Source organism: Aquipluma nitroreducens (assembly GCF_009689585.1).
In the GTDB taxonomy this organism is placed as follows: Bacteria; Bacteroidota; Bacteroidia; order Bacteroidales; family Prolixibacteraceae; genus Aquipluma; species Aquipluma nitroreducens.
This window is the reverse complement of the sequence record NZ_AP018694.1, coordinates 231,101-257,671: the sequence shown is the minus strand read 5'-3', so window position 1 is coordinate 257,671 and position 26,571 is coordinate 231,101. Positions and strand designations below refer to the sequence as shown.

Here is a 26,571-nt window from a genome sequence, read left to right as displayed (position 1 = left end):
TAATCCGAAAAACCACCCGAACTACATTTTTTTTTCATAGTTTTGTAATGTTTATTCAGCCTTCATTGGATTGAGGTTATGTCGGTAACCTTTTCACCAAGCTGAGTTAATAATTTTTTGATTAAGAAAGGTTTGCCTTTATGGCAAGCCTTTTTGTTTTTAGTTTAAATAAGATTAGTTGTCTTTCTTCATCGGCAGAATGTGTTATGGTTTAGTAATAATTACTTGTTTCCCGTCAATATGATATTTTATTGGCTTGAGTATATTAATCAGCTTTAAAAGTTCACTCAGGGATTCTGTTTTTACCTTAAATGTAAGTAGTTCCCCATTTAGCAATTCCGGTGCAACCTGAATATTAACACCATACCAACGTTCCAGGTACTTGATGATTTCTTCAAGAGAATCTTCTTCAAATACCATTTCTTCTCTTGTCCAGGCGGAAACTAAATTAATATCCATTTCCCCGATATCTAATTTCTGTTCTTTTTTATCAAAAGTTGCCACCTGTCCAGGGGTTAGTTGTGCTATTGCCTTTTCATTACGATCAATCCCGATCTTTCCGTTTTTAAGTCCTACCTCTACGTTTTGGTCATTTTCATATGCTTTTACATTAAAAGATGTTCCAAAGACTTTGACATCAAGTTCAGAAGTCCTTACAATAAACTGCCTGGATAAATCCTTCCGTACATCAAAAAAACCTTCTCCCATCAATTCGACATTTCGGTTCCCATCATTGAAATTCCGGCTGTACCTGATTTGTGAATTACCGTTCAATAGCACTATTGAACTATCGGGTAAGATAATTCTGGTTTTCTGTCCTGCTGGTGAAAAAACCTCTGTATACTGGTTTTTTTGTTTCCAGATGTTGAGTTCGGTCCCTGTCCATACACTTAGAAAAACAACAATGATTGCAGCAGCAATTTGCCCAATCCTACGGTATAAAAAGTATTTCCTTTTAGGGGAATGAATGTGTTGTTGCACTTTCAACCATGCTTTCGGCCTGTTGGGTGAGAATTGTTCAGGAAAGCTACCTGTTACGTGCCAAATTTCAAGAAGATCCTGATAAACTTTTTTATTTTCATTGGAATCATCCAACCATTCCCGGATTTCCTTTGCATATTCCACCCCATTTGATGCGATATTCTGGATGATATTGTGTATGGGAACTTGATTTTCCATAATGCTGATAAGTTGCTATTTGTTACTACAGCACTTAAACCACTATTAACCCCCAAAACGAATCAAAAGAAATTTGCAACAATGAAAAAAATGAATATTTGGTCGTGATATGGCTGTAAAAAAAATTTTATTTTTCGGATGGCAATGGTCATCTGGTTCTCGACTGTTTTAACCGTAATGCCCAGTTTTTCTGCAATCTCTTTGTTTGTCAACCCTTCATCCCTGCTTAACTGATAGATAGTTTTGCATTGCGTTGGCAGTCCATCAATCGCATTGGAAATAATCGTTTTTAATTCTTCAAATTCCAGGAATCGGTCAGCCCTTTCATCAGAAATCAATTCAGGTTGAGTTAAAAGTTCACCTATAATTTTGTTTTTGTTTTTAATGTTTCGGAGTTGATTTAGACTTTTATTTTTTGAAGCTGTGTATAGGTATGACTTTATAGAACAATTGGACGAAAGGGAATCTTTTTTCTCCCATAAATAAATAAAAATGCTTTGAACCACGTCTTCCGAAAGTGTTTCATCGCGCAAATAACTGTTGACGAAGTTGCAAAGATTATCATAATATGCGTCAAAGAAATATTTGAAGGCATTTTCATCACCTTCTATCATCCTTTGTAAAATGAAGAATTCCTCGTTTGACACACCCTGTTTCATTCTGTAACTAATGTTGAAGATAAACCGATCAAAAGAATGAAATATAATCCTATTCTGCAACTTTTTAAAAATCAGTAGTGATCGCTTCCTTAACTTCGAATAGTTCGAATTTACAATTATTCTTTCTCACTTTCCAGAGGTTGGGTTACCGAATAAATTAATTAACCATTCTGTCGAATGGAATCAACATTGTTGTCGTATTAAATCGACATAAAATGGATATTTTATTTGAGTTTCAAGAAAATCTTTTGTGACCTGTAAAGAATGACTTCCGAAGATATTTGCATAACCGGATTAACTGGGAACAGCGAATGATTGGAATTAAAGGGCCATGAGGTGCAGGAAAAACTACTCTAATGCTGCAGCATTTAAAGTATGACATGGAGTTACCTTCTAATGCACTGTACATCACCGCTGATCATATCTGGTTTTATAATCACATCTTATTAGAAACAGCAAATGATTGGTATAAGCAAGGTGGAAAAATACTATTTATCGATGAAGTTCATAAATATCCCAATTGGTCAGTTGAATTGAAGAACATCAATGATGGATTACCGGAAATGCAGGTTATTTTTTCAGCCTCCTCAGCTTTAGATATTTACCGTGGGGAGGCCGACTTAAGTAGGAGAGTTGTAAGTTATATACTTGCAGGTCTCTCTTTTCGGGAATATTTAATATTTACCAATGGGGTAAGTTTTGATGCATTTAAAATGGATGATATCAACAATAATCATCGAAGTCTGAGCCGGATGATCACTGAAGGATTTCGTCCGCTACCGGCATTCCGCAAATATTTAGAAGTAGGCTATCTACCAATTATTGTTGAAGGAGAAGATACCTATCTGATGAAATTAAACCAAATAATTAATACAATTGTAGATACTGATCTTGCTTACATCGTTTCATATAATTCAGGTACTGCGACCAAGGTTAAAAAATTATTAGGTGTAATCGCAGAATCGGTTCCCTTCAAACCGAACATTGCCGCACTTTCCAGAAAACTTGATTTGAGTCGTGATAGTGTCTATCAATATATCTATCAATTACAAGACGCACGATTGCTAAATACTCTAAGTATAGAAGGGAAAGGTGTTTCAACGTTACAAAAATCGGACAAAATATTTCTGGAAAATACCAACCTTGCCTTTGCGTTAAAAGAAAAGCCTGATATCGGGAACATAAAGGAAACATTTGTTTTAAATCAATTATTCAATGCCGGATTAAAAGTGAGTTCTCCTACAGAAGGTGACTTTGTCATTGATGGATTGACTATCGAGGTTGGAGGTAAAGGCAAAAGTTCATTTAAGGTAAAGCATCTCGATAAATATCTGATTGCTGCAGATGATATAGAAACCGGAGGAGAAAACAAGGTTCCAATCTGGTTATTTGGATTTTTGTATTAAATACTCATTGCAGATATATACTTGTAATAATAAATCAATAAAATTTGCGTACATTTGCATTGTAATATATTGATAATCAGAACGAGGAGCTAAATTGAGACTCTTTTGATTAAGTATTTTTATGATATTGAATATCAGCCACATATGGAATATGTTCGATTCCCGGTGAAAAGATGCTTCTGTAAGAAAATCATTTAATAACTTTGAATATCCTTAATGAAATATTGTCAGCTATAATCGGAGCATAGAAAAGCATGCTTTAAATAATTTGATTGTCAAAATTAACCGATCCTCTACTATTGCAATTAAGGATGTTAAAAATCCGTTATTAATTCTTAAAATTGCATCCATCATTTTCAGCAAAACCTGTAAACTTGGAGAAAAAAGGAAAATATAAATTTATCCGGTTTAAAGAAGAATTATCTCAAGAATCGTTTACTGATTTTTTTGATTATTACTTTATCAGGTTAAACCAATTTGCAACGACCATTGTAAAATCAGATTTATTAGCCGAAGAAATTGTCCTTGATGTTTTTCTGAAACTTTGGGAGAACAGTAAAACTTTGGACGCAATAAATAATATTGAAACATATTTGTACATATCTGTAAGAAATAAGTCGATAAATGTTCTAAAAAAAGAACGGAAATTTCACTTTGATATTCTGGAGAACTCCTATATCCAGCTAGCTGATTATAACCCATCAGCAGAAAGTGATCTTATCGAACATGAAATGTTTGGCGCATTAAATGAAGCAGTGCTGCAACTACCCTCTAAATGCAAAATCATTTTTAAATTAATTCGCGAAGATGGACTTAATCGTAATGAAGTTGCTCAGGTTCTCAATATTTCTGCAAAAACAGTCGATAACCAAGTTGCTATAGCGATAAAGAAAATTGCGGAGCAACTAAATATTGATCTTACTAATCCTAAAAATTCTCATGGATTAATGACTTTTCTACTCTTCTTTTAGTCCCGAAAACCTGATTAGACGTTTTTATTCAAAATTTCACAAAATAATTCAATTTCTTTTGGGGAAATTCACAAAAAGATTTGTCCTTATACCAAATGACATTAAAATGTATTATTTAGAATGAGAGACATTCCTTTAATAATAGCCCGCATATTACTAAAAGTAGCTAACAAGGATGAAGTAGATACAATATCCTGGTGGGAGAAAAAATCTCCTTTAAATGTATCGTTTTTAAACAACTTAGAAGCATTCTGGGAACTTTCTGTTGAAGAAAGATCATCTGATAGACTGAATATTGCCAGAGAAAGACTCTTGACGCGAGTAAAATCAACTGAAGCAGACGGCCACGGAAGATCACTAATTTACTATTTGTTAAGAGTTGCAGCAGTATTGGTATTTGTTATTTCTATTGGGGGTTTATCCATTTATATCGCATCAGAAACAAATCTTTTTTATAAAAACAATTGGGTGGAGGTTTCAACTGAGGCTGGACAACGAAGCAAGGTTTCTCTTCCTGATGGAAGTTTGGTTTGGCTTAATGCAGGGTCAATTATAAAATATTGTCCTGACAAAAACGAACGAAAAGTTAGTTTAAACGGGGAGGCCTATTTTGAAGTAAATCATTCTCCAGATTATCCATTTGTAATTGAAACCGGTGATACAAAAATTAAAGTACTCGGCACGAAGTTCAATGTATCCCATTATTCTGGATCAAAGATTACAGAAGCATCCCTACTTTCAGGCAAAATAGAAATGACTTTATTTAAAAGTGATAAAGTTATTGATATTCGACCTGGGGAGAAAGTATCTTATGATGCAGAAACCCAAACCTTGAACAAAACTGAAGCCATTGTTCAAAATGATATTTTATGGAAACAGGGCATTCTGGTTTTCGAAAATGAATCCTTTAACGATTTGATCTTGAAACTGGAAAGATACTATGCAGTAAACTTCGACTATAACAGAGCCACCTTTGAAAACATTCATTATACCGGCACTATTAATAATTTAAATATATACAGAGTCCTTGAATTTATTAACCTCACAATCCCAATTAACTATGAAATAAACAATAAAACGATCAAACTAACTCTCAATAAATGAGAAACATTAAAGACTAAAAAAGGTGATACCCGCACCAAACGAAATATCACCTTAATTCATTGATTTAAAAACTATAAATCTTTTCAAAACTATGAAAAAAAAACGATTAACGGACCATCTGGCAAGAGCAGGTTGGACAAAATTATTACGAGTTATGAAACTGACAGCCTTTTTGGTACTTATTTTGGTCATTGACGTTTCGGCGTCACTATATTCCCAAAATTCAAAAGTTTCTGTTAAAGTTGAAAATGGCACTTTAAGTGAAATTTTCAACAAGATTGAAGAGCAATCTGAGTATCGGTTTTTCTACCAAAACGAACAAATTCGTGATGTAGAAAGAAAATCTATTGATGTTAATAATAAGAATATCTTAGAGTTAGTCTCTGATCTTCTTGGTAGCACTGATCTAACATATAAGATTGTTGACCGGAATATTATTATTTTTCCAAGTTCTGTGAAAAATAATATTGACAATGCTTTCCAGCAGCAAAAATCCATTTCCGGTAAAGTTACCGATTCATCTGGGGGTTCATTACCTGGTGTCTCTGTAGTTATAAAAGGTACAACTACAGGAACGATTACCGATGCTAATGGAAATTATTCACTGTCAAATATTCCGGCGAATGCAACTTTGCAATTTTCTTTCGTAGGAATGAAAACCCAAGAGATTGTAGCTGAGAGTAAAACATCAATAAATGTGATGCTTGTTGAAGAGGCTTTTGGGATTGACGAAGTCGTTGCTGTCGGGTATGGAACATTAAAGAGAAGTGATTTAACGGGTTCTGTTGCATCTGTTTCTTCCATGAACCTTAAAAAAGGTGTTGTATTTTCGACCGAGCAATTATTACAAGGAAAAGTATCCGGACTATCGGTTATTCAATCGTCGGGCGATCCTACCAGTACGGCATCATTGCGTTTAAGAGGAGGCACATCACTTTCCGCCAGCAATGGTCCATTGGTTGTTGTAGATGGAATTTCGGGAGTGGATTTTAATACAATTCAACCTTCAGAAATTATTTCCATAGATGTTTTAAAAGACGCCTCTGCTTGCGCCATATACGGTTCAAGGGGAGCCAACGGCGTCATCATTGTAACAACCAACAGCACCCACAAAGGAAAGACCGTCAAATATGATGGATATTATGCCATGGGAAAAGTTGCAAAAAACGTTGATTTATTATCTGCCAGCCAATGGAGAAAATATGTTAAGGATAATAATTCGGTTGGTGCAGTCGACTATGGTGGTGACACTGATTGGCAAAAATCGATACAACAAACATCTGTTGTAAAATCACAAACTGTTTCATTTTCAAACAATGGTGAAGATGGAGGAAGTCGTGTTTCCCTGAATTACCTAAATAATAAGGGGGCAATTATAACAAGTGGATTGGAAAGGATTGGAGCTAGTCTATCTGGACATCAGTATGCACTGAATAAAAAATTAAGATTGGAAGCTGGAATTCATAGCACTTTTGACAAAAAAAATGAGATAAATGTTGGAATATTAAATACCATAGATTTTTCGATATTTCAAAGGGCATTCAATTTAAATCCAACTATTCCAATAAGGAATGCAAATGGAGAATTCAGTAATATATCTGGTGTTTCTTACGAGAATCCTGTTGAAATTTTAACTAACCGAACATCTGATAATTCACAACAACGAATGTTTGGGTACGGAAAAGTTGAATTGGAAATTATTAAAGGGTTAAAAGGTGTTATCAACGCTTCTTATGAATATAATTCGATTCAGAACCGTCTTTATATACCAACTTATGCAGTAATAATAGGTCAGACGGATAATGGCAGGGCAGATCGATCTTTGACCGATTTTTCGAATAAACAACTGGAATCATACCTGACGTATGATATCAAATTTAATGGAGAGAATAAGTTAAACGTTTTGGCAGGATATTCTTATCTGGATCACACATATGAAGGTTTTGGGGCACAAAGAAGAAGTTTTGACACCGACGCATTTTCGTATAATAATCTGGGATCAGGACAAGACATTAGGGCCACTGATGTAAGTTCTTTCAAAGGACGCTCGAACCTCATTTCGTTCTATGGCCGTGCAAATTACAATTACAACAATAAATATCTGGCAACAGCCAGTTTGCGTAAAGATGGTTCGTCACGCTTTGGCGCTAACAATAAATGGGGTCTTTTCCCATCGGCTTCTTTGGCATGGCGCATTTCCGAAGAGTCATTTATGAAAAACTATTCAGGATGGCTTGATAATCTAAAATTAAGGGCCGGATATGGGATTACCGGAAACCAGGATGGCATAGGTGAATATAAATCTCTGTCGTTGATCGGTGCAGGTGGTGCTCCCTATTATGATGCAGAAACCAGCAGTTGGAAACAATCTTATGGTATTATTCAAAACGATAATCCAGATTTGAAATGGGAATCAACTGCCCAGTTAAATTTCGGGATAGATTTTTCAGTCTTTAAATTTATTAATGGGTCGTTTGAAATCTACAGCAAAAAAACGAGTAATCTTCTTTATACTTATGAAGTTCCCCAGCCTCCGTATTTATATGGAACCATCCTGGCCAATGTGGGAGATTTAAGTAATAAGGGGGTTGAGTTGACCCTTAATGCCAATTTGCTGAAGAAAACTCATTTGAGCTGGAATGCAACACTTACCTTATCGCACAATGTCCAGAAAATTGAAAAATTGTCCAATCAAACCTATCAGACCGACGCAATTTATTCTGGATCGCTTCACGGTCTTCCAGGAATGTCAGGTCAGTACGCGCAGGTAATAAAAGAAGGTTATGCTGTCGGAACTTTTTGGGGTCCTAAAAGTATAGGATTAGACAAAGATGGGGCAATTATGTATGCAAATAATGGAATAGCCCAAGATTTAGGCAATGCACAGCCAAAGTACAATGTTGGATTGAGTACTGATTTGAATTACAAGAGATTTGATTTTCAAATCGCAACTTACGGTATGTTTGGACAGAAAGTATTGAATGCCACAAACATGGTGTTGAGCGATCCTAATCGGATGCCTCTGAACAACGTTACAAATAGTTCGCTTACAAGTGGCATTACATCAAATGCATCTTTCTCCAGTCAATGGATTGAAGATGCTTCATTCCTTCGGCTTCAAAACGTCACCCTAGGCTATACTATTGACACCGAGAAAATTGGTATTGAGAAATGCAGAATCTATTTCACTGGTGAAAACCTTTTTGTATTGACCAAGTATAGCGGAATCGATCCTGAAGTAAACATTGATGGGTTGGATCATCCGGGGATGGACGTCTATAATTACTACCCCAAAACAAGGACAATTTCTATAGGTGTTAACCTTTCTTTTTAAACTTTTATAAATATATGAAGATGAAAAAAATAATATATATCTCTCTGGCTCTTATATTTACCATGAGCTGTACGAAACTTGACGAAAAACTGTATGATAAAGTGGCATCTGTTGAATATGGAAAGACCCCGGAGGAAATCAAAACAATTGTTGGAAATGCTTATGCTTCATTACGGGGGTTTAATGATGGAATTACAATTTCCTATCCAACCGGCGAATATGTCTTCTTTTTAAATGAAATTGCTTCAGAAGAAGCATGCATCGCAACTAAAGTTGGTGGTGGCTGGTACGATGGAGGAGTTTATCTGGAAGCTCAGAAACATACATGGACCCCTGCAAACAGAATGATTTTAGCTTCCTGGAGATATTGTTTTGAAGGCGTTTCAAAAGTAAATTCAGTAATTTTTCAGGTAGAAGAATCCAACCTCAGTGAAGAACAAAAAAAGGCTATTAATGTTGAATTGAGGGGAATAAGAGCATATTATTACTATCAATTATTGGATATGTTCGGAAATGTACCTATTGTTACCGATTATAAAAATGCCGAATTACCTGCCAATTCCAGCAGGAAGCAAGTCTTCGAATTTGTTGAGTCAGAATTAAAAGACATCGTAAACGAACTTCCAAGTGCAACCATTTATGCGAGATTTACTCAAAATGTTGCCAATGCATTATTAGGCCGGCTGTATTTAAATGCTGAAGTTTTTACAGGAACTCCGAGGTGGCAAGATTGTATAAATGCTTGTAAGAAAGTAACGAATTACATCCTGGAACCAAACTATTTCACGAATTTTTTAATTCAGAATGAGGTTTCCAAGGAAAATATCTTCATGATTCCTTATGATAGTAAGTCCGGAACTACTGGGAATTATTTACAGTCTATGTGTGTTCAGGAATACCAGAAATTTGCCATATCACGTACCGGAAATTACCCTGGAAGTCCGAATGGGCTCCTCAGTCAACCTGGCCTTTATTCCTCATTCGATAATAATGACGTCCGTAAAAAATCGTTGCTCGAAGGAAAACAAATCAATTTAAGTACAGGAAAAGTAATCCTTCTGGATGATGGTACTGAGCTTAATTATACTGAGGCAATTGGCGATATCAATGCGGCTAATGCCAATGAAGGTGTCCGAATGTATAAATACGAGGTAAAAGACGGAGAAGGCTGGGAACGCGATCATGACTGGGTGTTAATTCGTTATTCCGAAATATTGCTCATGCAGGCCGAATGTTATATCAGGTTGGGTAATTCAGAATTGGCTCGTCCTTTTGTACAACAGATTCGCTCAAGAGCAGGACTTTCAACACCAGCTACATTAGATCTTAATTTCATCAATAATGAGTTGAAATTTGAATTTGTGTACGAAGGGCACCGGCGCACTGACAATATCCGTTTTGGCGATTACTTCAGACCTTGGTGGAACAAAGGTGTAACTTCTGCTTACAGGGGTATTTTCCCTATCCCGCAATCAGTTCTTGAAAAGAACAAGAACCTGATTCAGAATCCTGGGTATTAGCATATTGTTGGGTTTCCCTGTCAATGGGAAACCCAATGTTTTTCAAGGGAAGTCCATTCCCAATTAGTAAACAAAACAATCCGGAATTACTGGTAAATTCATTGCCTGTTAACTGTCAGCCCGGCATTATTTCAATAAGTATAAATGGCTTTCGACCATGCAGAATACTTTATAGGTAATTCTTATGTGCTGCCGGTATCCGGAAAAATCAAATATATACCATGAAAAAATACAGTTATCTTTTGTTGTCCTTTCTCTTTATGGTTTGTAATGTATATTCAAACAACGATAAAACATCTGTTAGTTCACCCAACGGTCAGATTAAGGTTGAATTTAACATCGATAAGGAAGGAAAGGCGTTTTATAACGTTTCACATAAAAATGTGCCGGTCATCGGCAATTCCTACATCTCCTTCAAATTCAATGATGCAAAAGAATTAAAGGAAAATTTATCAGTTGTTGACACAAAGAAGAATACCATCAATGAATCGTGGGAACGAATCTGGGGGCCAACCTTAAAAGTTGTCAATAATTGCAACATGCTGGAAATTCAACTTCAGGAAAAATCAAAGTTGAAGAGAAGGTTTAATGTGATTTTCAAAGTTTATGACGATGGTCTAGGTTTCCGGTACCAGTTTCCGGAACAAAAAAACCTGAACAAGGTATTTATTGCTGACGAACAGACTGAATTTCATTTAAGTGGCGATTATACCTGTTGGTGGAATCCAGGCGATTGGGATAGCGATGAGCACCTCTTCTCCAAAACAAAATTCAGCGAAATAGATGGAACTCCGTATTTAAAAAACCAATTAACACATTCGTATATTCCGGACGTAATGGCAGTAAATACGCCGTTAACAATGAAGACAAAGGATGGAATCTATCTCAGTTTTCATGAAGCAAACCTGACCAATTACGCCAGCATGACCCTGAAGTGTGACACTAAAAACTTAAAAATGACCAGTGCATTGGTCGCCTGGGAAGATGGCACCAAAGTGAAAACGCAAACACCTTTTGAAACACCCTGGAGAACCATTCAGATTGCCGAATCGGCAGCTGGTTTAATTGAATCGAATTTGATTGAGAACCTGAACGAAAAATGTAAAATCGAAAATACCGATTGGATTCATCCCCAAAAATATATCGGACTCTGGTGGGCTATGCATGTAGGTCAATACGATTGGGAAATGGACAAGAACAACCATGGAACAACCACCCAAAGATCAAAAAGTTACATTGATTTTGCGGCTAAACACGATATTGAGTCTGTTCTGATTGAAGGTTGGAATGAATGTAATCCAAAGTGGATGGTTGGAGAAAGAAAATGCCAGTTTGACTGGATTACATCTTATCCGGATTTTGATTTCCCTGAAGTAGTGCGTTATGCCAAAGAAAAGGGAGTTAAAATTATTGGTCAGCACGAAACAAATGGTTTAGCCGGAAAGTACATGAATGAAATGGAAGGTGCTTATAACTTTATGAATGAACTGGGTATAAAGACCGTAAAATCAGGGTATGTAGGTGCGAAAGTTCCAGCCAATAATTATCAGCAAGGTCAATATATGATTGAACATTACCGGGCAGCCATTGAGAAAGCCGCCGAACATAAAATCCAGCTGTTTGTGCACGAAGCCATTAAGCCTACAGGATTATGCCGGACATATCCCAATTTATTGGCCGAAGAAGCCGCCCGTGGACAGGAATTTAATGCTTGGGGAACACCTGGAAATAATCCTTCACATGTGGTAATCCTGCCGTTCACCAGGATGCTTGCAGGGTCAATGGATTTCACTCCAGGAATCTTTGATATCAAGCTGAAATACCGTGAAAACAATCAGGTTCCATCAACTTTGGCACAGCAACTGGCCTTATATGTGGTCTTTTACAGTCCGGTTCAAATGGCTTGTGATTTACCTGAAAACTATGAAAATAATCCTGCTTTCCAGTTTATCCGTGATGTTCCGGTTGAATGGGACAATTCCAAAGTGATTAATGCTGAAATCGGCGAATATTTGACCATTGCCAGAAAAGAAAAAGATACCGATAATTGGGCTTTGGGAAGTATCACCAATGAAGAAAAAAGAAATTTTGAGGTTCCCCTTACGTTTTTAAATGAAGGAGTTCAATATCAGGCATTCATTTATGCTGACGGAGAAAATGCTCATTGGGATAAAAACCCTCTGGATTATTCCATTCGTAACAAATATGTAACCAGCAAATCAGTACTGAAAATAAAACTTGCTGAAGGCGGAGGACAGGCAATCTTCTTTAAAGCCATAGAATAATCTAATTTATCTGAAATTTATGAATAGAAATAGACTGTTAAATGCAGTATTAAACATTTTGTTTGTTCGTAATCGATATGCTGGACATATAAAAATGAAAAAGCTATTTTATACATTTTTACTTGTATGCTGTTCAGTTTTGCTGATAAATGCACAGGAACTAAGATCTCCTGATGGTAATCTGACGATGAATTTTTCCGTTCAGAATAATGGTATTCCTACTTACCGGTTGACTTTTAAAGGTAAAGATGTTATCAAATTAAGTAACCTTGGATTAGAATTAAAAGATGAGACTCCACCGGTAAAGTTTGGTACCGAAATGGGGATGAAGTCAGAATCAGACAATGAAAAAACATCTTTGTATGATAATTTTGTTGTTATGGATAATAAAACAGCAACTTTCGATGAAACATGGCAGCCTGTTTGGGGAGAAGTCAGAAATATTAGAAATAATTATAACGAATTGACCGTAACGCTCAATCAAAAAGGAACAGACCAAAATATTCTGATTCGGTTTCGCCTTTTCAATGACGGTTTGGGTTTTCGTTATGAATTCCCTCAACAAAAAAACCTGAACTATTTTGTTATCAAAGAAGAGAAGACCCAATTTGCTATGCCAGGAGATATCACAGCTTATTGGATACCTGGAGATTATGATACTCAGGAATATGATTATACGATTTCTAAACTTTCCGAAATAAAGGGATTATTTCACTCTGCTGTTACCGATAATTCTTCTCAAACACAGTATTCCGAAACAGGCGTTCAAGCTCCTTTGATGCTTAAGAGCAACGACGGACTTTATATAAGCGTTCACGAAGCTGCTTTAGTGAATTATGCTTGTATGAACCTGAATTTGGATGATAAAAACATGATTTTTGAGTCGTGGTTAACACCTGATGCAAAAGGAGATAAAGGTTATATGCAGACTCCATGCACCTCTCCATGGAGAACAGTAATTGTGAGTGACGATGCCCGTGATATTTTGTCATCAAAAATAACATTGAACCTAAATGAGCCCTGTAAAATACAGGATGTATCCTGGATTAAGCCTTGTAAATACCTGGGCGTATGGTGGCAAATGATTACTGGCATGAGTTCCTGGTCGTATACCAATGAATTATCAAGTGTACAATTGGGTATAACCGATTACACCAATGTAAGATCAAACGGAACGCATGGAGCAACAACCAAGCGCGTAAAAGAATACATTGATTTTGCAGCATTGCATGGGTTCGATGGCGTATTGGTTGAGGGCTGGAATATTGGTTGGGAAGATTGGTTTGGACATTCAAAAGATTATGTATTTGATTTTATAACCCCCTATCCGGATTTTAATCTTTCTGAAATACGTGATTATGCAAAAAGCAAAGGAGTTAAAATGATTATGCATCATGAAACATCTGCTTCCGTTCGAAACTATGAACGCCATTTGGATCAAGCATTTCGATTTATGAAAGATAACGGATATGATGCCGTAAAAACTGGCTATGTGGGCAATATTATTCCCCGAGGAGAACATCATTACAGTCAATGGTTGGTGAACCATTATCAGTACGTTTTAGAAAAAGCGGCCGAATACAAAATTATGGTGAACGCGCACGAAGCCGTGCGACCTACTGGTATCTGTCGTACTTATCCAAATTTGATTGGAAATGAAGCTGCGCGTGGCACTGAATACCAAGCGTTTGGTGGAAGTAAACCAAATCATACGTCCATTCTGCCGTTTACCCGTTTAATAGGTGGTCCAATGGATTATACACCCGGTATTTTTGAAATGGATATATCGAAACTGAATCCGAACAATAAATCTCATGTGAATAGTACTTTAGCAAATCAATTAGCTTTATACGTAACTATGTCAAGCCCTTTGCAAATGGCTGCCGATTTACCCGAAAACTACAACAGATTTCTTGATGCTTTCCAGTTTATAAAGGATGTTGCTTTGGATTGGGACGATAGTAAATATTTGGAAGCAGAACCGGGAGAATACATAACTGTGGCTCGCAAAGCAAAAGGCAAAAATAATTGGTTTGTCGGAAATACGTGTGGGGAAAAAGGTTTCACCTCGAATATTAATTTCGACTTTCTTAATCCTGAAAAAACATATATAGCAACAATTTATGCTGATGCAAAAGATGCTCACTATAAAACTAATCCACAGGCTTATACTATTCGAAAAGCGATTGTAACTTATAAGTCCAAATTGACTCAACAGTCAGCCCCAGGAGGCGGCTATGCAATTAGTATTTTTGAAGTAACTGATAAGTCACAAACTAAAGGGTTGGAAAAATTATAGGAGGGTTTATGGATTCTCAGCCGCTGTAGACATTGAAATACAAAGGATTAAAGACCCTTCAAATTCAACAGTGTTGCTGTCAAAAATACTGAACTTATGATAAAATGTAGAAGTTTCATTGGCAAGAGCTCAATTTACGTCGACAACAAGCTCATAAATATGGTTTTATATGGCCATACATCGTATCCCTATTACTGTTAATTAAAATGAGCAACCCGAGGTTTTACCTGTGCCGTTCATGTTCAATATCGAAATGGAAGCATCAATATATAAATTCGTTTGAATCTATAAATGGAAACTTGAACGGAGAGATCAATCATACCATTTTAAGGACTTGGAGATAAGGAATGGGGATTTTGATGTATTTATAGTTAATTAACTGATTATTGATCTATGCACCGCATGAATGAAGAAAACTGTCTTTACGGTTTAGCCTATAATTGCCCAACTCTGCAAAGGAAGGATGATTGTCCTTTAATGCATGTGGAACATCTTACTTTTAAAGAAAAGGTGAATTGGATTGATGGATTAATTAAGGATATCAAACAAAAGATTATTGAAAAATATGAGAACTGTTCAAAGAACAGAGTTTGATCAGAATGGTTAGATTTGCCCCTTTGCCTGGAATCCGGGCAAGGGGGATTTGGTCAAAGTGTAATATTCGGTCAAATGGGTTCTTCGTCACATTTGGGGACGCTAAAAACCTTGCAAATATAATGCACAGATATTTGATAATCAGATAAATATGGTCGATTTTTCTTTGTAATTCGTTAAGTGTTTATTATCTTCAAGTAATTTAATATCAATTATTTATGAAAATAAATCGCCTTATTGACCTTCCTAAATTCTGCATTAAAGGTAAGCATTCGCTGAAGTGCGTCAACTAATTTTGCATGTCAGTCTATAAGTTTGCTTTTTACTTCAAAGACAAACGACATGTATAATGAGAAAAAATTCCGGGCCATCTATGACGAGTTTCTGGCATCGGGCCTGACCATTCGGGATTATTGCGCCAATCAACAAATGAATGAGGCTAAGTTCTATTATTGGCAACACAAGCTAAAAGGACTATTGCCACCTAAAAGTGGATTTATCCCGGTGGTTTTTGAGAATGGTGGGCAAGCCCAGTCGTCGCGGGTTCCAGCCCCGGTGCAGGTACAATCGACAACCTTTTCAACATCGGGAGCCAGACCCCAAACCATCTCCTGTGAGATTAGCTATCCGAATGGGGTGTGTTTAAAGCTGAACGGTTTGCCCGACCCACAGATATTACGGTCGCTGTTGGTTTTAACGCGCCGGTAGGATGTTCAGCCTCACTTCGTCAATGCGGTATTACCTGTATTCGTACCCAACGGATATGCGCCGGAGTTTTTACACCCTGAGCGGAATGGTGACCAACCAGATGGGGCGCAACGTGCAGGACGGGGATGTTTATATCTTTATCAACCGCCCGTGTACCAGCATGAAAATCCTGCACTTGGAATGCGGTGGTTTGGTGATCTATCACATGAAACTGGAATCGGGCAGTTTTAAACTACCGGTTTTTGATGAAAGTACCAATACGTTTCAAGCCAGCTGGCAGGAGTTGATGCTGATGGTACAGGGTACCTCACCGGATGGAAAAATGAATAAAAAAAGATGGGAAAAACCTTCGAAACAGTAGATTTTACTTGGTTTTTAACTTGTCTATACGGTTGATATTTAGTATCTTCAAGCCATCAAAAGCAAGTAAAAATGACAGTTGAAGAAGAGGGTTTTTTACAGCAAATTCTGGAAGAACGTGACCGGCTTTTTAGGGAAACTTCCAGGCTTAAAAGTCAACTTTCCAACTTTGAAAACTTCGATTCAGAAAGATCCACTTACCAAAAACAAATTGTCGGAAAAGACCAGCTGATTACCGAAAAAGATCGGGCAATCAGCCAACTGGATGAAACAATTAACAAGCTGAAACAACAGATAGAGATGCTCCAGCGAAGGATCTGGGGCAAATCCAGTGAACGGTATATCAATGAGGATCCCCTGCAACGAAAGCTCGATTTTGAGGGACTTGACCTGCTTCCGGAAGAAAAGGAACTTGCAACCAGTGCCAAAGAGGAGATCGAAAAGTACAAGACCATCCGTGTTATAGAGGTAAAGGAGAAAAACCATCCGGTACGCAAACCGCTGCCCGAAAGTCTACCGAGAGAAGAAACCCACATTTATCCACAGCACATTGAACTCGAGAATTGGATAGAACTGGCTCCGGAAATTACAGAAGTTCTGGAACGCGAATCTGCCAGATGGTATGTGCGCCGGATCATCCGCCACAAATATGCGTTGAAAGATAAAAGCCAGGATGTGGAAAAGCAAATCATTACAGCTCCCATGCCCGTACTTCCCATAGCAAAAAGCTATGCCGGGGCAAGTGTTTTGGCTGATATTATCATCGACAAATATGTGAACCATCTTCCTTTCTATCGTCAGATCCAGATGTTCAAACAACAGGGTATATCCATTGCACCTGCAACCATTAACGGCTGGTTTCAGGATGTAGCCGACCTGATCAGGCCTACTTATTACCGGTTAAAGGAGCTGGTGCTGGCTTCGGATTATATACAGAGCGATGAAACAACGATCCCGATTATAAATAACGAAAAGCACACCACGATAAAAGGATACATCTGGATGATCCGTGCGGTTATGGACAACCTGGTCTTTTTTCATTACGACCACGGTTCCCGGGCACAAAAGGTCGCACTGCAATTGTTTAAGGATTTTCAAGGCGTAATCCAGACCGATGGTTATGCCGTTTACGATATTTACGAAAACAAAAAGGGCGTTCTGCCCATTGGGTGCTGGGCTCATGCCCGGCGTAAATTTGAAGAGGCTTTGGCAGAGGACAAAGTCAGGGCTTCTTATGCGCTGGAGCAAATAGGACTGCTCTATCAGGTGGAGAGGCAAGCCGATCAGCAGCAACTCTCTTATGACGAGCGCGCCGATCTTCGTTCCCGCTTGGCTTATCCTATTATGGTAGCCTTCGAAAAATGGCTGCTAAATGAATACCCCAAAGTTTTGCCCAAAGGGCGTATCGGAAAGGCTATCCGCTACACCTATAACATTTACCACAAGTTGACCCGATACCATTTGGATGGTCGGTTGAAAATTGACAACAATCTCGGAGAAAATGCTATCCGTCCAATTGCCCTAGGCCGGAAGAATTGGTTGTTCTGTGGAAACCACGATGCAGCCGAAAATGCAGCAATCATGTATTCCATGCTGGGCTGTTGCAAGGCAAGCGAAGTAAACTTCCGCGAGTGGCTGGTATACTTTCTGAATAACATCCACAATTACGATAACGATTACAGCAAGGATCTGGCCGAATTACTTCCACACAACTTCAAACTTCAAAACCAGATTTGTAACAGTTCCATCTCCTAAGCCTCTCAAAGTTCTCCGAACATTTTAGAGAACCTCTGAAAGTGGGTTGCTGGTTTTCTAAGAAAATATAACGGAGTTTACCGAATGCTTACCATTAAAGACATTGAACGTAAAAATGGCAAAATCAGTATTTTTGCTTCCATCAAGTCCTATCGATCCCAATGTCCTATCCGTGGCCATGCCAGTAACTCCGTTCATGATCATACTGCCCAAAGTCCGATTTTGGTCACTACCATTACCTTGGAACGGTTACGGAAAGGAGGGTATGAGGCTATGCTTACGTATTACGAGAAAGTTGCTCCACATCTTAATGAACCGCTGTATACGAGAACCGTACGTACAGTGGTGTGAGAGGCGCATTCCGTCAGCTAATTACTGGCGGAGCCGTCTACTCGATTGTACGCTGGTGTTTATTTATTTCAATCTGTATATCAATTGCTTAGCTCTAATTTTACAATCGTTTTCAAACCACACCGACCTAGCAACAAAGCACAAATTTATTTTGTTTTTTTGAGCGTTGGACAAAAAGCCCTGTGGGCTACTTGGGTTGGCAGCAGCCATACTCTTTGACAAGTTTTGGTTTGTGTGGTTGGCTTTTTGAGCGACTTGGCAATGTGTATGCTTGCGAAGCATTGGCTTAATCCTCCAATTTTAATGCAACACCTCTAAAGCTTTCCAAAGCAGCATCAATGTTATCAATAATCTCCTGAGCTAAAACTGCAGGATCTGGTAAATTCTCTAAATCAAGTATGTTGTCGTTGCGCAACCAGAAAATATCTAAACTGGTTTTATCTTTGGCCAGAATATCGGCATAAGAATATTTCTTCCAGCGGCCTTCAGGATTCTCATTAGACCAGGTTTCCTTTCTTGTGCTTAGATCAGCTGAATTATACAATTCTATAAATTCCTTGAGGTCATCATACTTCAATGGATTTTTTTTAGGTGTATGACTAATATTTGTCCTATAGTCATAATACCAAATTTCCTTAGTTGCTGGTGTTTTTGAATCCCTTCGTTTATCAAAAAACAAAACATTTGCTTTTACACCCTGAGCATAAAAGATCCCTGTAGGTAGTCTAAGAATTGTGTGGAGATCGGTTTCATTCATTAATCTCTTACGAATAGTTTCACCTGCACCCCCTTCAAACAGAACATTGTCAGGTAATACTACTGCAGCACGACCATTAATATTTAACATTGCAACAATATGTTGCAAAAATGCTAATTGCTTATTACTTGTGGTTACCCAAAAATCTTTACGTAAAAAATAGCCGTCTTTTTTTGATTGCTCAATATCAATAGTAGGTATGTCGCTACTACTTACTCCAAATGGAGGATTAGCTAAAACAACATCGACTTTTTCTTCTTCGCTCACTTCTCCCTTATCTCCACGTTTTAGACTGTCTGTAACTTCTATGTCGGGAGTTTCTTTTAAATCGCCAATACCATGAAGAAAGAGATTCATTAAACACAAACGAGCAGTAGATTTTTCGATTTCCCAACCGTGAAATGTACTAAACTTCAAAAAACTGGTCTCTTCAGCTGTTAGTGGTTTATTGTTTAAATGTTGTAAAGCTCCTAAAAAGAATCCCCCTGTTCCACATGAAGGATCGGCAATTTTTTCTAGAGGATTTGGTTTAATGCAACTTACCATTGTTGAAATAACAGAACGAGGTGTGAAATATTGACCAGCACCACTATTCTCAGCATTTTTTTGTAAAAGTGATTCGTAGATTTCTCCTTTGATATCTACATCTTGAGAAGTCCAATCTTCGCCATCAATCAAATTTATTAGTTTCTTTAGCTTTACTGAATCATGTATTTTATTTTGTGCACCTGAAAATATTTTACTTAGCATACCTCCTGAAACTGATAATTTTTTCAGAAGTTCTTCATAAGCTTCAATAATTTGTCCACTATTTAAAATTGATTGCCAATCACACCCCTTCGGTAAATTGTACTGATTTTTATTTTCATCAGCCATCTTTAGAAACAATAAATATGTTAATTGTTCCAAATAATCACCATATCCAAGACCATCATCTCTGAGTGTATCGCAAAATGACCATATCTTTGCTACTAAGTTATTTGTTGCCATAAGCTTATATTTCTGATATTACTTCCTCTTTTTCAGTATCAAAATGGATGTATGAAAAGGGGATATTTATAAATTCTTTAATGTGGTTTAGATAACCTATCAATTCATTAGAAGGTTCTACATGTGATACTAATACTAACTTCTCAGCCTCTTGAACATTAGGGTAAAGGCAATATTCAAGTAATTGTCCAATTCCTTCCCTAATTGATGCACGTAAACTATTATAAGTTTTTATTTCATAAAAAATATAACCTGTTTCCGTTTTTCTTGTTATATCAATACGAGAAGAGCCATAAGCCGTGCACTCTCTTTTTGCAACTGCTTCACCGTAACTTTTTTTAAGGTATTTTAAAAAAAACTTTTGTAAATCATTGTGTTTATAATCCAGTTCAACTTCCCTTCCAGTTCCTTTTCTAATTCCTCCAGATGTTAAATCGGCATCAGTGCTACCTGAATTTTCAAATGAAAAACCAGTTTTATTCTTTTCCTCATATTTCTTTTGAACTTCATAAGGGATATCCATCAAAGTATACCGATTTGAAGGAATATCCTTTTCATCTAATATGGGGGTAATTTCTTGGGGTATTTCTGAAATTTGAACAGCTTCGAATTTCACATTAAAAAGTAAAGATGAATCTTCTTTTATCCATTCGTCTAATTGTTTAGAATCCAAATTAAGGTTGAAAAGGTCTGCCTTCATACCATCATACCAACCTTCTTCTTGGTAGTGAGACAAAACAACATCTGATTCTTTAGACATAAGAACTTCAACATTTTTTAATGTAGTAACCCAGAAACTTTGATTGGATTCGCTATCTCGGGTATAAAGAGAAATGTCAAATATTTTTCCTTCGTATTTTGAGCGGTATTTGTGAATTGGTTCTAAAAAACCAAACTTGAAACCATCAATTGCTTTATCACCATCAAAAAGCCATTCTTCGTGACCAAACCCATGTTCAAATTCGAAACTTGGATTTGTTGATTTTCCATTTCTCCCTGAAGGTTTAATCCATTTGTTTGTATTCCATGTAATACGGGCTATTTTGGTTTCTTTTGACAACAGTTTTTTAAGATTATCATGATGCGATAAATATTTCTTGATATAATCACGACTTTCTTTTAATAATCTTTCCCAATCATAGGCTTCAAGTTCATCAAAAGGAATTCTTGGCCATTCCCAATTAATTAAATTTTTGAACTCATTAAGTATTTTAATTTTATAATCAGGTAATGCTTTAGTAGTTTCGTAATAGCCATCGAGCTTATAACCAATAAACCGTTCGGAACCGTTTACTTCAACATTGAAGAAAATGTCTTTGTCTTCATCTTTGTAAATTCGAGGCCAGAAGTAGGGTTTTATGCGGGCTACATGGCCATTTAACCAATTACCATCTTTCCTTAATTTAAAATCATCAAACAACAGTTGCTCTGCCCAATATTTTGCTTTTGCTATTATGGGATAGAGTTTCTGACCATATAATTGTTGTTCTTTATTAGAAGTTCTATAATCCGTATTTACAATAGAGCTATAAAACTCCAATTCTTCTTTTGTAAAGAAGTTATACCCACCTTCATAATAGGTCGTATCAAAACCAAGATTTTTGATATAGTTACGATAAGAGTCATTAGACTGAAACTGAAGCTTCTCATCTGAAACTAATGAAAAGGCTGTTCTAACCAAATACTTAAAAGGGTACTCCTTGCCGTTAACAACAACGTAATATTGACTCGAAACATGGTCTTTAGGAATACCTTGCTCGTCAATTAGTTTTGCTGCCTCAATTACGTGATTTGGTTTTAACAATTCAAGTTTCATATGCCATTTTTAAAGTGTTCTTACCAAACCTTTTAACCAAGGAAAACCATTTAATTCTGAATAAACCATTAAACAGGCCTTTGCAGTACTCGTAAAGGGTCTACGTTCAGAATCTACTAATTTTCGAATCTCCCTAAAACACTTTTTCACCATTGCTTTCTTATCGGCAGGAGTTATTGAATTATCAATGCTTTCTTTTGCATCCTTTAGTTGTTCTACACAATCATCCCATACAATTTTCCTATCCCTATTTAACTGGTCTAAATCAAGATGATAATAAAATATGGATTGCTTTACTCTTTCTATTTCAATGTTATCATTGGTAGCTGGTATAGGGATTCCCTTATCAAAAGTTAACAAACATACGTCTACTGGGTTTATTGGATCTAAAAGAATAGCTTCTTCACACGTTATATTTTCTTCATCATTTGCAACTCTGCCTACTGCTATATCTAAAGGAAAATAATCTCCTTTTCCCTTTACTTCATCACAATCCCCTAATCGATCTCTTCTAAGTTTATTGGCTAATGCACCTGCTAGTCGATAATTATCCCAATCATAAGCCAACCACCAATAACCATTAGTCTTATGAATTATTGACTTACTATTTGAGTCCGTGTAATCAATTTTCTGCTTGGATTTATTTTTTGGCCTAAAATGATCTACTTCCATATCGCCATTTCCAATTGGAGCTTCAGAATACCAACATTTATTATGAGAAAGTCCTAACATAGCAGGTTGAAGCTGATTCCAATCTGGATGATCTGTAATGTATTTTTTTCTTTCCTCTACAGTCAAACCTTGCATCGCATTTAAATGAGCTTGCTTAATTGCATCCCAACCTAAATTTGCAACTTTATCTTCTATTTTATGGATATCTATATACCTCATTCTTCGCGTTCTTCTTTCAAGATTTCTTCTAAAACTTCTTTAGCAATTCTGTCAAGTTCTTCGGATTCTTCTTTGGTATATTTCCTATTCGTAAAAGCTTTGTTTTCACTTGTTAATTTCAAAAATTGATTGTATCTACTGTCTGCGGTATCATCATTAAAGCCAATGCCATCAAAATAATTTTTTAGTCTTTCAAATTCATGTTTTTCATCATCACCAAGTTCTCCCTGAGAAATCTTTGCTTGAAGAAATCTTTTCTGATTTAGTAAATCTTCTAGCTTTTTACTCATCAGTGAAGGAATTCCAAATAACTCACTCGTAAGTATCTTTGATACACTCATTTCCCTTGGACTTATATGTGGATTGAATGCTTCAGTTTTACCTTCTTGATTCTTCTTGAAAATTTGAACTTGGTTCTTTTTTAGGTTTCCGATCACTAAGGGATCATGTGAGCAGAATATGATTTGAGTATTTTCTTTCCGTTTTACTACCCGGTCTAAATAGTCCAAGAACTTCCATTTCCACATTGGGTTTAAATGAGTATCAGGTTCATCAAGTAGAATTAGAGATTCTTCATCTTTGGTAAATTTTAACAATCCCAAAACAGTTAATAATTGTTTTTCACCCTCACTGAGTTCAGACATCGCTAATTCACCATCTACATTTTCCTTCTTTACCTTAATTTTAACATCATGTAGCATATCGGAGATGTGAATACTTTCTAATGCATTGAATAGTGCAATTTTATTTTTGTACTTAAATTCAATTAAATCTAAAAAAGTTTCCTTATCTCTCAGGTATAGGTAAAGTCTATCTTGAGTTTCCGCTTTCTTGTATGATACATCTACTCTAGCTTTATGCTGAATGGGTGCAAGCGAAAATCTTAATAAATCATCTAAAAAATCTCTCACTAGGCCCTTTGCTCCCCATAATAGGGCGTTCTTGTTTTTTCTTGACTTAGCCCAATCTGGTTCTTTTAACATAAATAGAGCAGAACCAAAGTCTGTGATTTTTAACTCTTCTTTAAGAAATTTAATTGTCTCGTCACCTTGATCTTCTTTGAACATGTAAAAAGCGATCAAGGCAAAATTTGCATGTATGTTCTGTGCTAGAAAAATTCTACGAATTGTATCAAATTGACCAATTTTTGCATCCGCTTTAATAATCTCTTCATAATAAAGTTTCTGATGTGGAATATACAAATCAGATAGGCGATCACTAATACCTGAATAATAAATAAAGATGTGCTTAGGTAAATAGTGTTCAATATTTTTGGTGAATTCAGTCGTAAGCTCTTTCTCGTTAACTATGAATTGATATTTATTTCCTTCTAAAGAAATCTCAATATTATTTTCTCTACATTCATACTTTATATAGTAGTCAAACTGTTGTTTTATTTTTCGATTGTGAATATAAATCAAATCCAGGTCTCTAAAGATAATGACCAAGGATTCGAGGAAGTTTGATTTACCGGTTGCATTCAAGCCCAACAATACCGTTTCCCACGCATTTTCATCGATATCTATGGTGAAATCTACGAGATTTTTGAAGCGAGATTTGATATGTACTTTATCTATTCTCATGATTTCAGAGACATTAATGATTCTGTGCCATTTTTTACTTCTTTGATTTTTTCCTGAATCTTTTTTAGCTCAGAATAAAACTCTTCTATGTTGCCTTTATGTCTGCTTTGTTGCCATACATCTACAGCGAGCATGGGTTTATTGGAAGTATTGAGTACTTCTTCAATGCTTAGTTCATTACTCATCTTCTTTATTTTTTGAGGTACTTTTTTCTTTTCCTGCTTTTGATTCCTAAGATATTTTGCCTTTTCAACCTTGATTCTTCTCAGTATTTCACTCGCAGGCTCTTCATCGGAATTTTGTTCAACTAACTTTCCTTGAAAAGCTTTTTTAAGAATGCTATGACGAAGAGCTTCTGATTTTTGGAAAGATTTTTCTATCGTATTTTGAATATTATCAACTATTGAAAAAGTAGAATCTAAATAATTTATAATTTCTTCTTGTTCTTTTAACGTGCAAAATGGAATATAAAGATTGTCTAAAATATTTAGGTTTATGTTTTTTTGGGCGGTTGCAGAAGCGAATTCTTCAATTTTAGTTTTATTAAACTCTAAAAAATGAAAAAGATACCTATCAGTAGGTTCTTTTTCAGGAGTAAATCCGACTACGCTATCTGGGAAACAAGCATCAAATCCTAAAAATGCCGTTTCAGCTATATTTGCAGCAATAGTTATACATAAAGTTCCTTTCTTCCATAATTTACTTTGCTGAAGTCCAAAATCGCTATATGTTTTTTCATACTTTCGAATAGCAACATTTGAATTCCTGACTTCTCCTGTTTGAATAAAGGGATACTCACCTCCAAATAATCGAGCATCATTTCGAGGTCGATGTTTGGATTTGCCTCTTTCCAGATTTCCTATATTACCTAATTTTGTATATTTCCAATTAACCGGAATTGCAGGTAGTGTATTTATTATCAAATGATTATTATCTGTAATTTCTCTATTCTTTTTGAGCTTTAACGGCTTTGCTCCCTTTTTACCATCCTCCTCCCATTGCTTTATTGACTTTTTCCATTCAGTCAATTCCTGTTTGTATCGTTTTATACGTTCTTCTTTAAAGCTTTCCAGAAGTTTTTCTGTAGATTCAGGATTATTTTCTAAACGCCATTTTTCTGTTAGTTTACCATTAAAAGCATATTTTAATAAAGCCTGTCGATATACCTTAAGTTGATTTTGCGCAAGTTTTAGATTAGCTATGCCATTATCCAAATCACTAAACAATTCTTCAATGACCGCAACAATGCGTTGTTGTTCTTTGAGTGGTGGCAGATTGAATTTTAGTTCTCGAACAATACTCAAGTTAATTCTTGGCCTCGTTGTTCCTTTAGTAAACTTTTCAAATTGCGTAATTAGAAAACTAGAGTTAATTTGATAGACTAAAAATTTTTCATTAATGTTATCATTATCTATTCTAACCCTTATTAAATCAGCAACTATAATTCCTCTTTCAAATATTTCAGGAACAAAACAGGCTTTTCCTACCGGAGTCCCAAGCTTTGTAATAATTATATCACCACTTTGAAAACTATGTCTGGAAAGAAATTCAGCTTTTTCTTCAGTGACGTAATTAATATTTTTGTCAATAAATTTGTTGCGATCTATATTCTGAATTCTAATAATAGGAACGCCTTCCTCTTTGTATTCACTAGCTTTTAAATTTGATCCAAATGGGCCATCTACAATATTGTTTTTAGGATCGAGAAATAAATCTGACAATCCTACTTGTAACCAACTGCTCGGTATTTCAATTCGTATATTTTGGCTCATGGTTTACTGCTGACAATTAAATCTTTTACATCTACATCAAGGATTTTAGCAATGTCATTTAAAATTTCCAATCTTGGTTGTTGTCTATTTTGAACATAACCATTAACCATATTGTAACTTTTACCGAGCTTTTCGGCTAACCATGTCTGCTTAATCCCTTTTTCTTCCAATACTTCTTTTATTCTGTTCATTTCATTTCAGAATTGAAACATCTAAAATAGAATTAATATCTCACTT

The 26,571-nt window shown here is 36.1% G+C and carries 18 protein-coding genes and 1 pseudogene; 11 read left to right on the top strand and 8 right to left on the bottom strand.

Features of this window, described 5'->3' with window-relative positions:
* Positions 1 to 204: 204 nt before the first annotated feature.
* Together AQPE_RS01045 and AQPE_RS01040 are read right to left on the bottom strand one after the other, a co-directional pair.
* The gene (locus AQPE_RS01045; RefSeq protein ID WP_318349184.1) at positions 205 to 1,179 is read right to left on the bottom strand and encodes a FecR family protein; all 975 of its coding nucleotides are present in this window, start codon (positions 1,177 to 1,179) and stop codon (positions 205 to 207) included.
* Between the two features lie 62 nt (positions 1,180 to 1,241).
* Positions 1,242 to 1,838, bottom strand: a complete 597-nt coding sequence (locus AQPE_RS01040; RefSeq protein ID WP_318349183.1) for an RNA polymerase sigma-70 factor — start codon at positions 1,836 to 1,838, stop codon at positions 1,242 to 1,244.
* A gap of 350 nt (positions 1,839 to 2,188) precedes the next feature.
* Between AQPE_RS01040 and AQPE_RS01035 the strand changes: the two are divergent.
* The 11 genes and pseudogenes from AQPE_RS01035 to AQPE_RS00985 all read left to right on the top strand — a co-directional run.
* Positions 2,189 to 3,244: pseudogene (locus AQPE_RS01035) on the top strand (ATP-binding protein); the annotation flags it as partial.
* A gap of 374 nt (positions 3,245 to 3,618) precedes the next feature.
* On the top strand, positions 3,619 to 4,215 hold the full coding sequence (locus AQPE_RS01030) for an RNA polymerase sigma-70 factor (protein ID WP_318349182.1): 597 nt from the start codon (positions 3,619 to 3,621) through the stop codon (positions 4,213 to 4,215).
* 120 nt (positions 4,216 to 4,335) lie between these two features.
* The gene (locus tag AQPE_RS01025; protein ID WP_318349181.1) at positions 4,336 to 5,319 is read left to right on the top strand and encodes a FecR family protein; all 984 of its coding nucleotides are present in this window, start codon (positions 4,336 to 4,338) and stop codon (positions 5,317 to 5,319) included.
* Between the two features lie 91 nt (positions 5,320 to 5,410).
* Positions 5,411 to 8,653 carry a SusC/RagA family TonB-linked outer membrane protein gene (locus AQPE_RS01020; RefSeq protein ID WP_318349180.1) on the top strand — a complete coding sequence of 1,081 codons (3,243 nt, stop codon included), beginning with the start codon at positions 5,411 to 5,413 and terminating at the stop codon, positions 8,651 to 8,653.
* A 20-nt stretch (positions 8,654 to 8,673) separates the two neighbouring features.
* Positions 8,674 to 10,173 (top strand): RagB/SusD family nutrient uptake outer membrane protein, encoded by a 1,500-nt coding sequence (locus AQPE_RS01015; RefSeq protein ID WP_318349179.1) that lies wholly within the window; start codon positions 8,674 to 8,676, stop codon positions 10,171 to 10,173.
* A 221-nt stretch (positions 10,174 to 10,394) separates the two neighbouring features.
* On the top strand, positions 10,395 to 12,458 hold the full coding sequence (locus tag AQPE_RS01010; RefSeq protein ID WP_318349178.1) for a glycoside hydrolase family 97 protein: 2,064 nt from the start codon (positions 10,395 to 10,397) through the stop codon (positions 12,456 to 12,458).
* Between the two features lie 94 nt (positions 12,459 to 12,552).
* Positions 12,553 to 14,757 carry a glycoside hydrolase family 97 protein gene (locus AQPE_RS01005; RefSeq protein WP_318349177.1) on the top strand — a complete coding sequence of 735 codons (2,205 nt, stop codon included), beginning with the start codon at positions 12,553 to 12,555 and terminating at the stop codon, positions 14,755 to 14,757.
* A 936-nt stretch (positions 14,758 to 15,693) separates the two neighbouring features.
* Positions 15,694 to 16,059, top strand: a complete 366-nt coding sequence (gene tnpA, locus AQPE_RS01000) for an IS66 family insertion sequence element accessory protein TnpA (RefSeq protein ID WP_318346939.1) — start codon at positions 15,694 to 15,696, stop codon at positions 16,057 to 16,059.
* A gap of 1 nt (position 16,060) precedes the next feature.
* Positions 16,061 to 16,420 (top strand): IS66 family insertion sequence element accessory protein TnpB, encoded by a 360-nt coding sequence (tnpB, locus tag AQPE_RS00995; RefSeq protein ID WP_318346938.1) that lies wholly within the window; start codon positions 16,061 to 16,063, stop codon positions 16,418 to 16,420.
* A gap of 71 nt (positions 16,421 to 16,491) precedes the next feature.
* On the top strand, positions 16,492 to 18,174 hold the full coding sequence (gene tnpC / locus AQPE_RS00990; RefSeq protein ID WP_318346937.1) for an IS66 family transposase: 1,683 nt from the start codon (positions 16,492 to 16,494) through the stop codon (positions 18,172 to 18,174).
* An 84-nt stretch (positions 18,175 to 18,258) separates the two neighbouring features.
* Positions 18,259 to 18,525 (top strand): hypothetical protein, encoded by a 267-nt coding sequence (locus AQPE_RS00985; RefSeq protein ID WP_318349176.1) that lies wholly within the window; start codon positions 18,259 to 18,261, stop codon positions 18,523 to 18,525.
* 286 nt (positions 18,526 to 18,811) lie between these two features.
* Here the strand turns inward: AQPE_RS00985 and AQPE_RS00980 are convergent, their stop codons facing one another.
* Genes AQPE_RS00980 through AQPE_RS00955 form a run of 6 tightly spaced genes read right to left on the bottom strand, consistent with a single transcriptional unit; the run spans position 18,812 to position 26,525 of the window.
* Positions 18,812 to 20,272: a type I restriction-modification system subunit M gene (locus AQPE_RS00980; protein WP_318349175.1), complete on the bottom strand. Its 1,461-nt coding sequence runs from the start codon at positions 20,270 to 20,272 to the stop codon at positions 18,812 to 18,814.
* Between the two features lie 4 nt (positions 20,273 to 20,276).
* Positions 20,277 to 22,088 carry a hypothetical protein gene (locus tag AQPE_RS00975; RefSeq protein WP_318349174.1) on the bottom strand — a complete coding sequence of 604 codons (1,812 nt, stop codon included), beginning with the start codon at positions 22,086 to 22,088 and terminating at the stop codon, positions 20,277 to 20,279.
* 9 nt (positions 22,089 to 22,097) lie between these two features.
* The gene (locus tag AQPE_RS00970) at positions 22,098 to 22,979 is read right to left on the bottom strand and encodes a hypothetical protein (RefSeq protein WP_318349173.1); all 882 of its coding nucleotides are present in this window, start codon (positions 22,977 to 22,979) and stop codon (positions 22,098 to 22,100) included.
* Positions 22,976 to 24,562 carry an AAA family ATPase gene (locus AQPE_RS00965; protein WP_318349172.1) on the bottom strand — a complete coding sequence of 529 codons (1,587 nt, stop codon included), beginning with the start codon at positions 24,560 to 24,562 and terminating at the stop codon, positions 22,976 to 22,978. The genes AQPE_RS00970 and AQPE_RS00965 overlap by 4 nt, the downstream gene beginning before the upstream one ends.
* Positions 24,559 to 26,334, bottom strand: a complete 1,776-nt coding sequence (locus AQPE_RS00960) for a restriction endonuclease subunit S (protein WP_318349171.1) — start codon at positions 26,332 to 26,334, stop codon at positions 24,559 to 24,561. The genes AQPE_RS00965 and AQPE_RS00960 overlap by 4 nt, the downstream gene beginning before the upstream one ends.
* Positions 26,331 to 26,525, bottom strand: coding sequence for a helix-turn-helix domain-containing protein (locus tag AQPE_RS00955; protein WP_318349170.1), 195 nt, complete (start codon positions 26,523 to 26,525; stop codon positions 26,331 to 26,333). The genes AQPE_RS00960 and AQPE_RS00955 overlap by 4 nt, the downstream gene beginning before the upstream one ends.
* Positions 26,526 to 26,571: the final 46 nt, after the last annotated feature.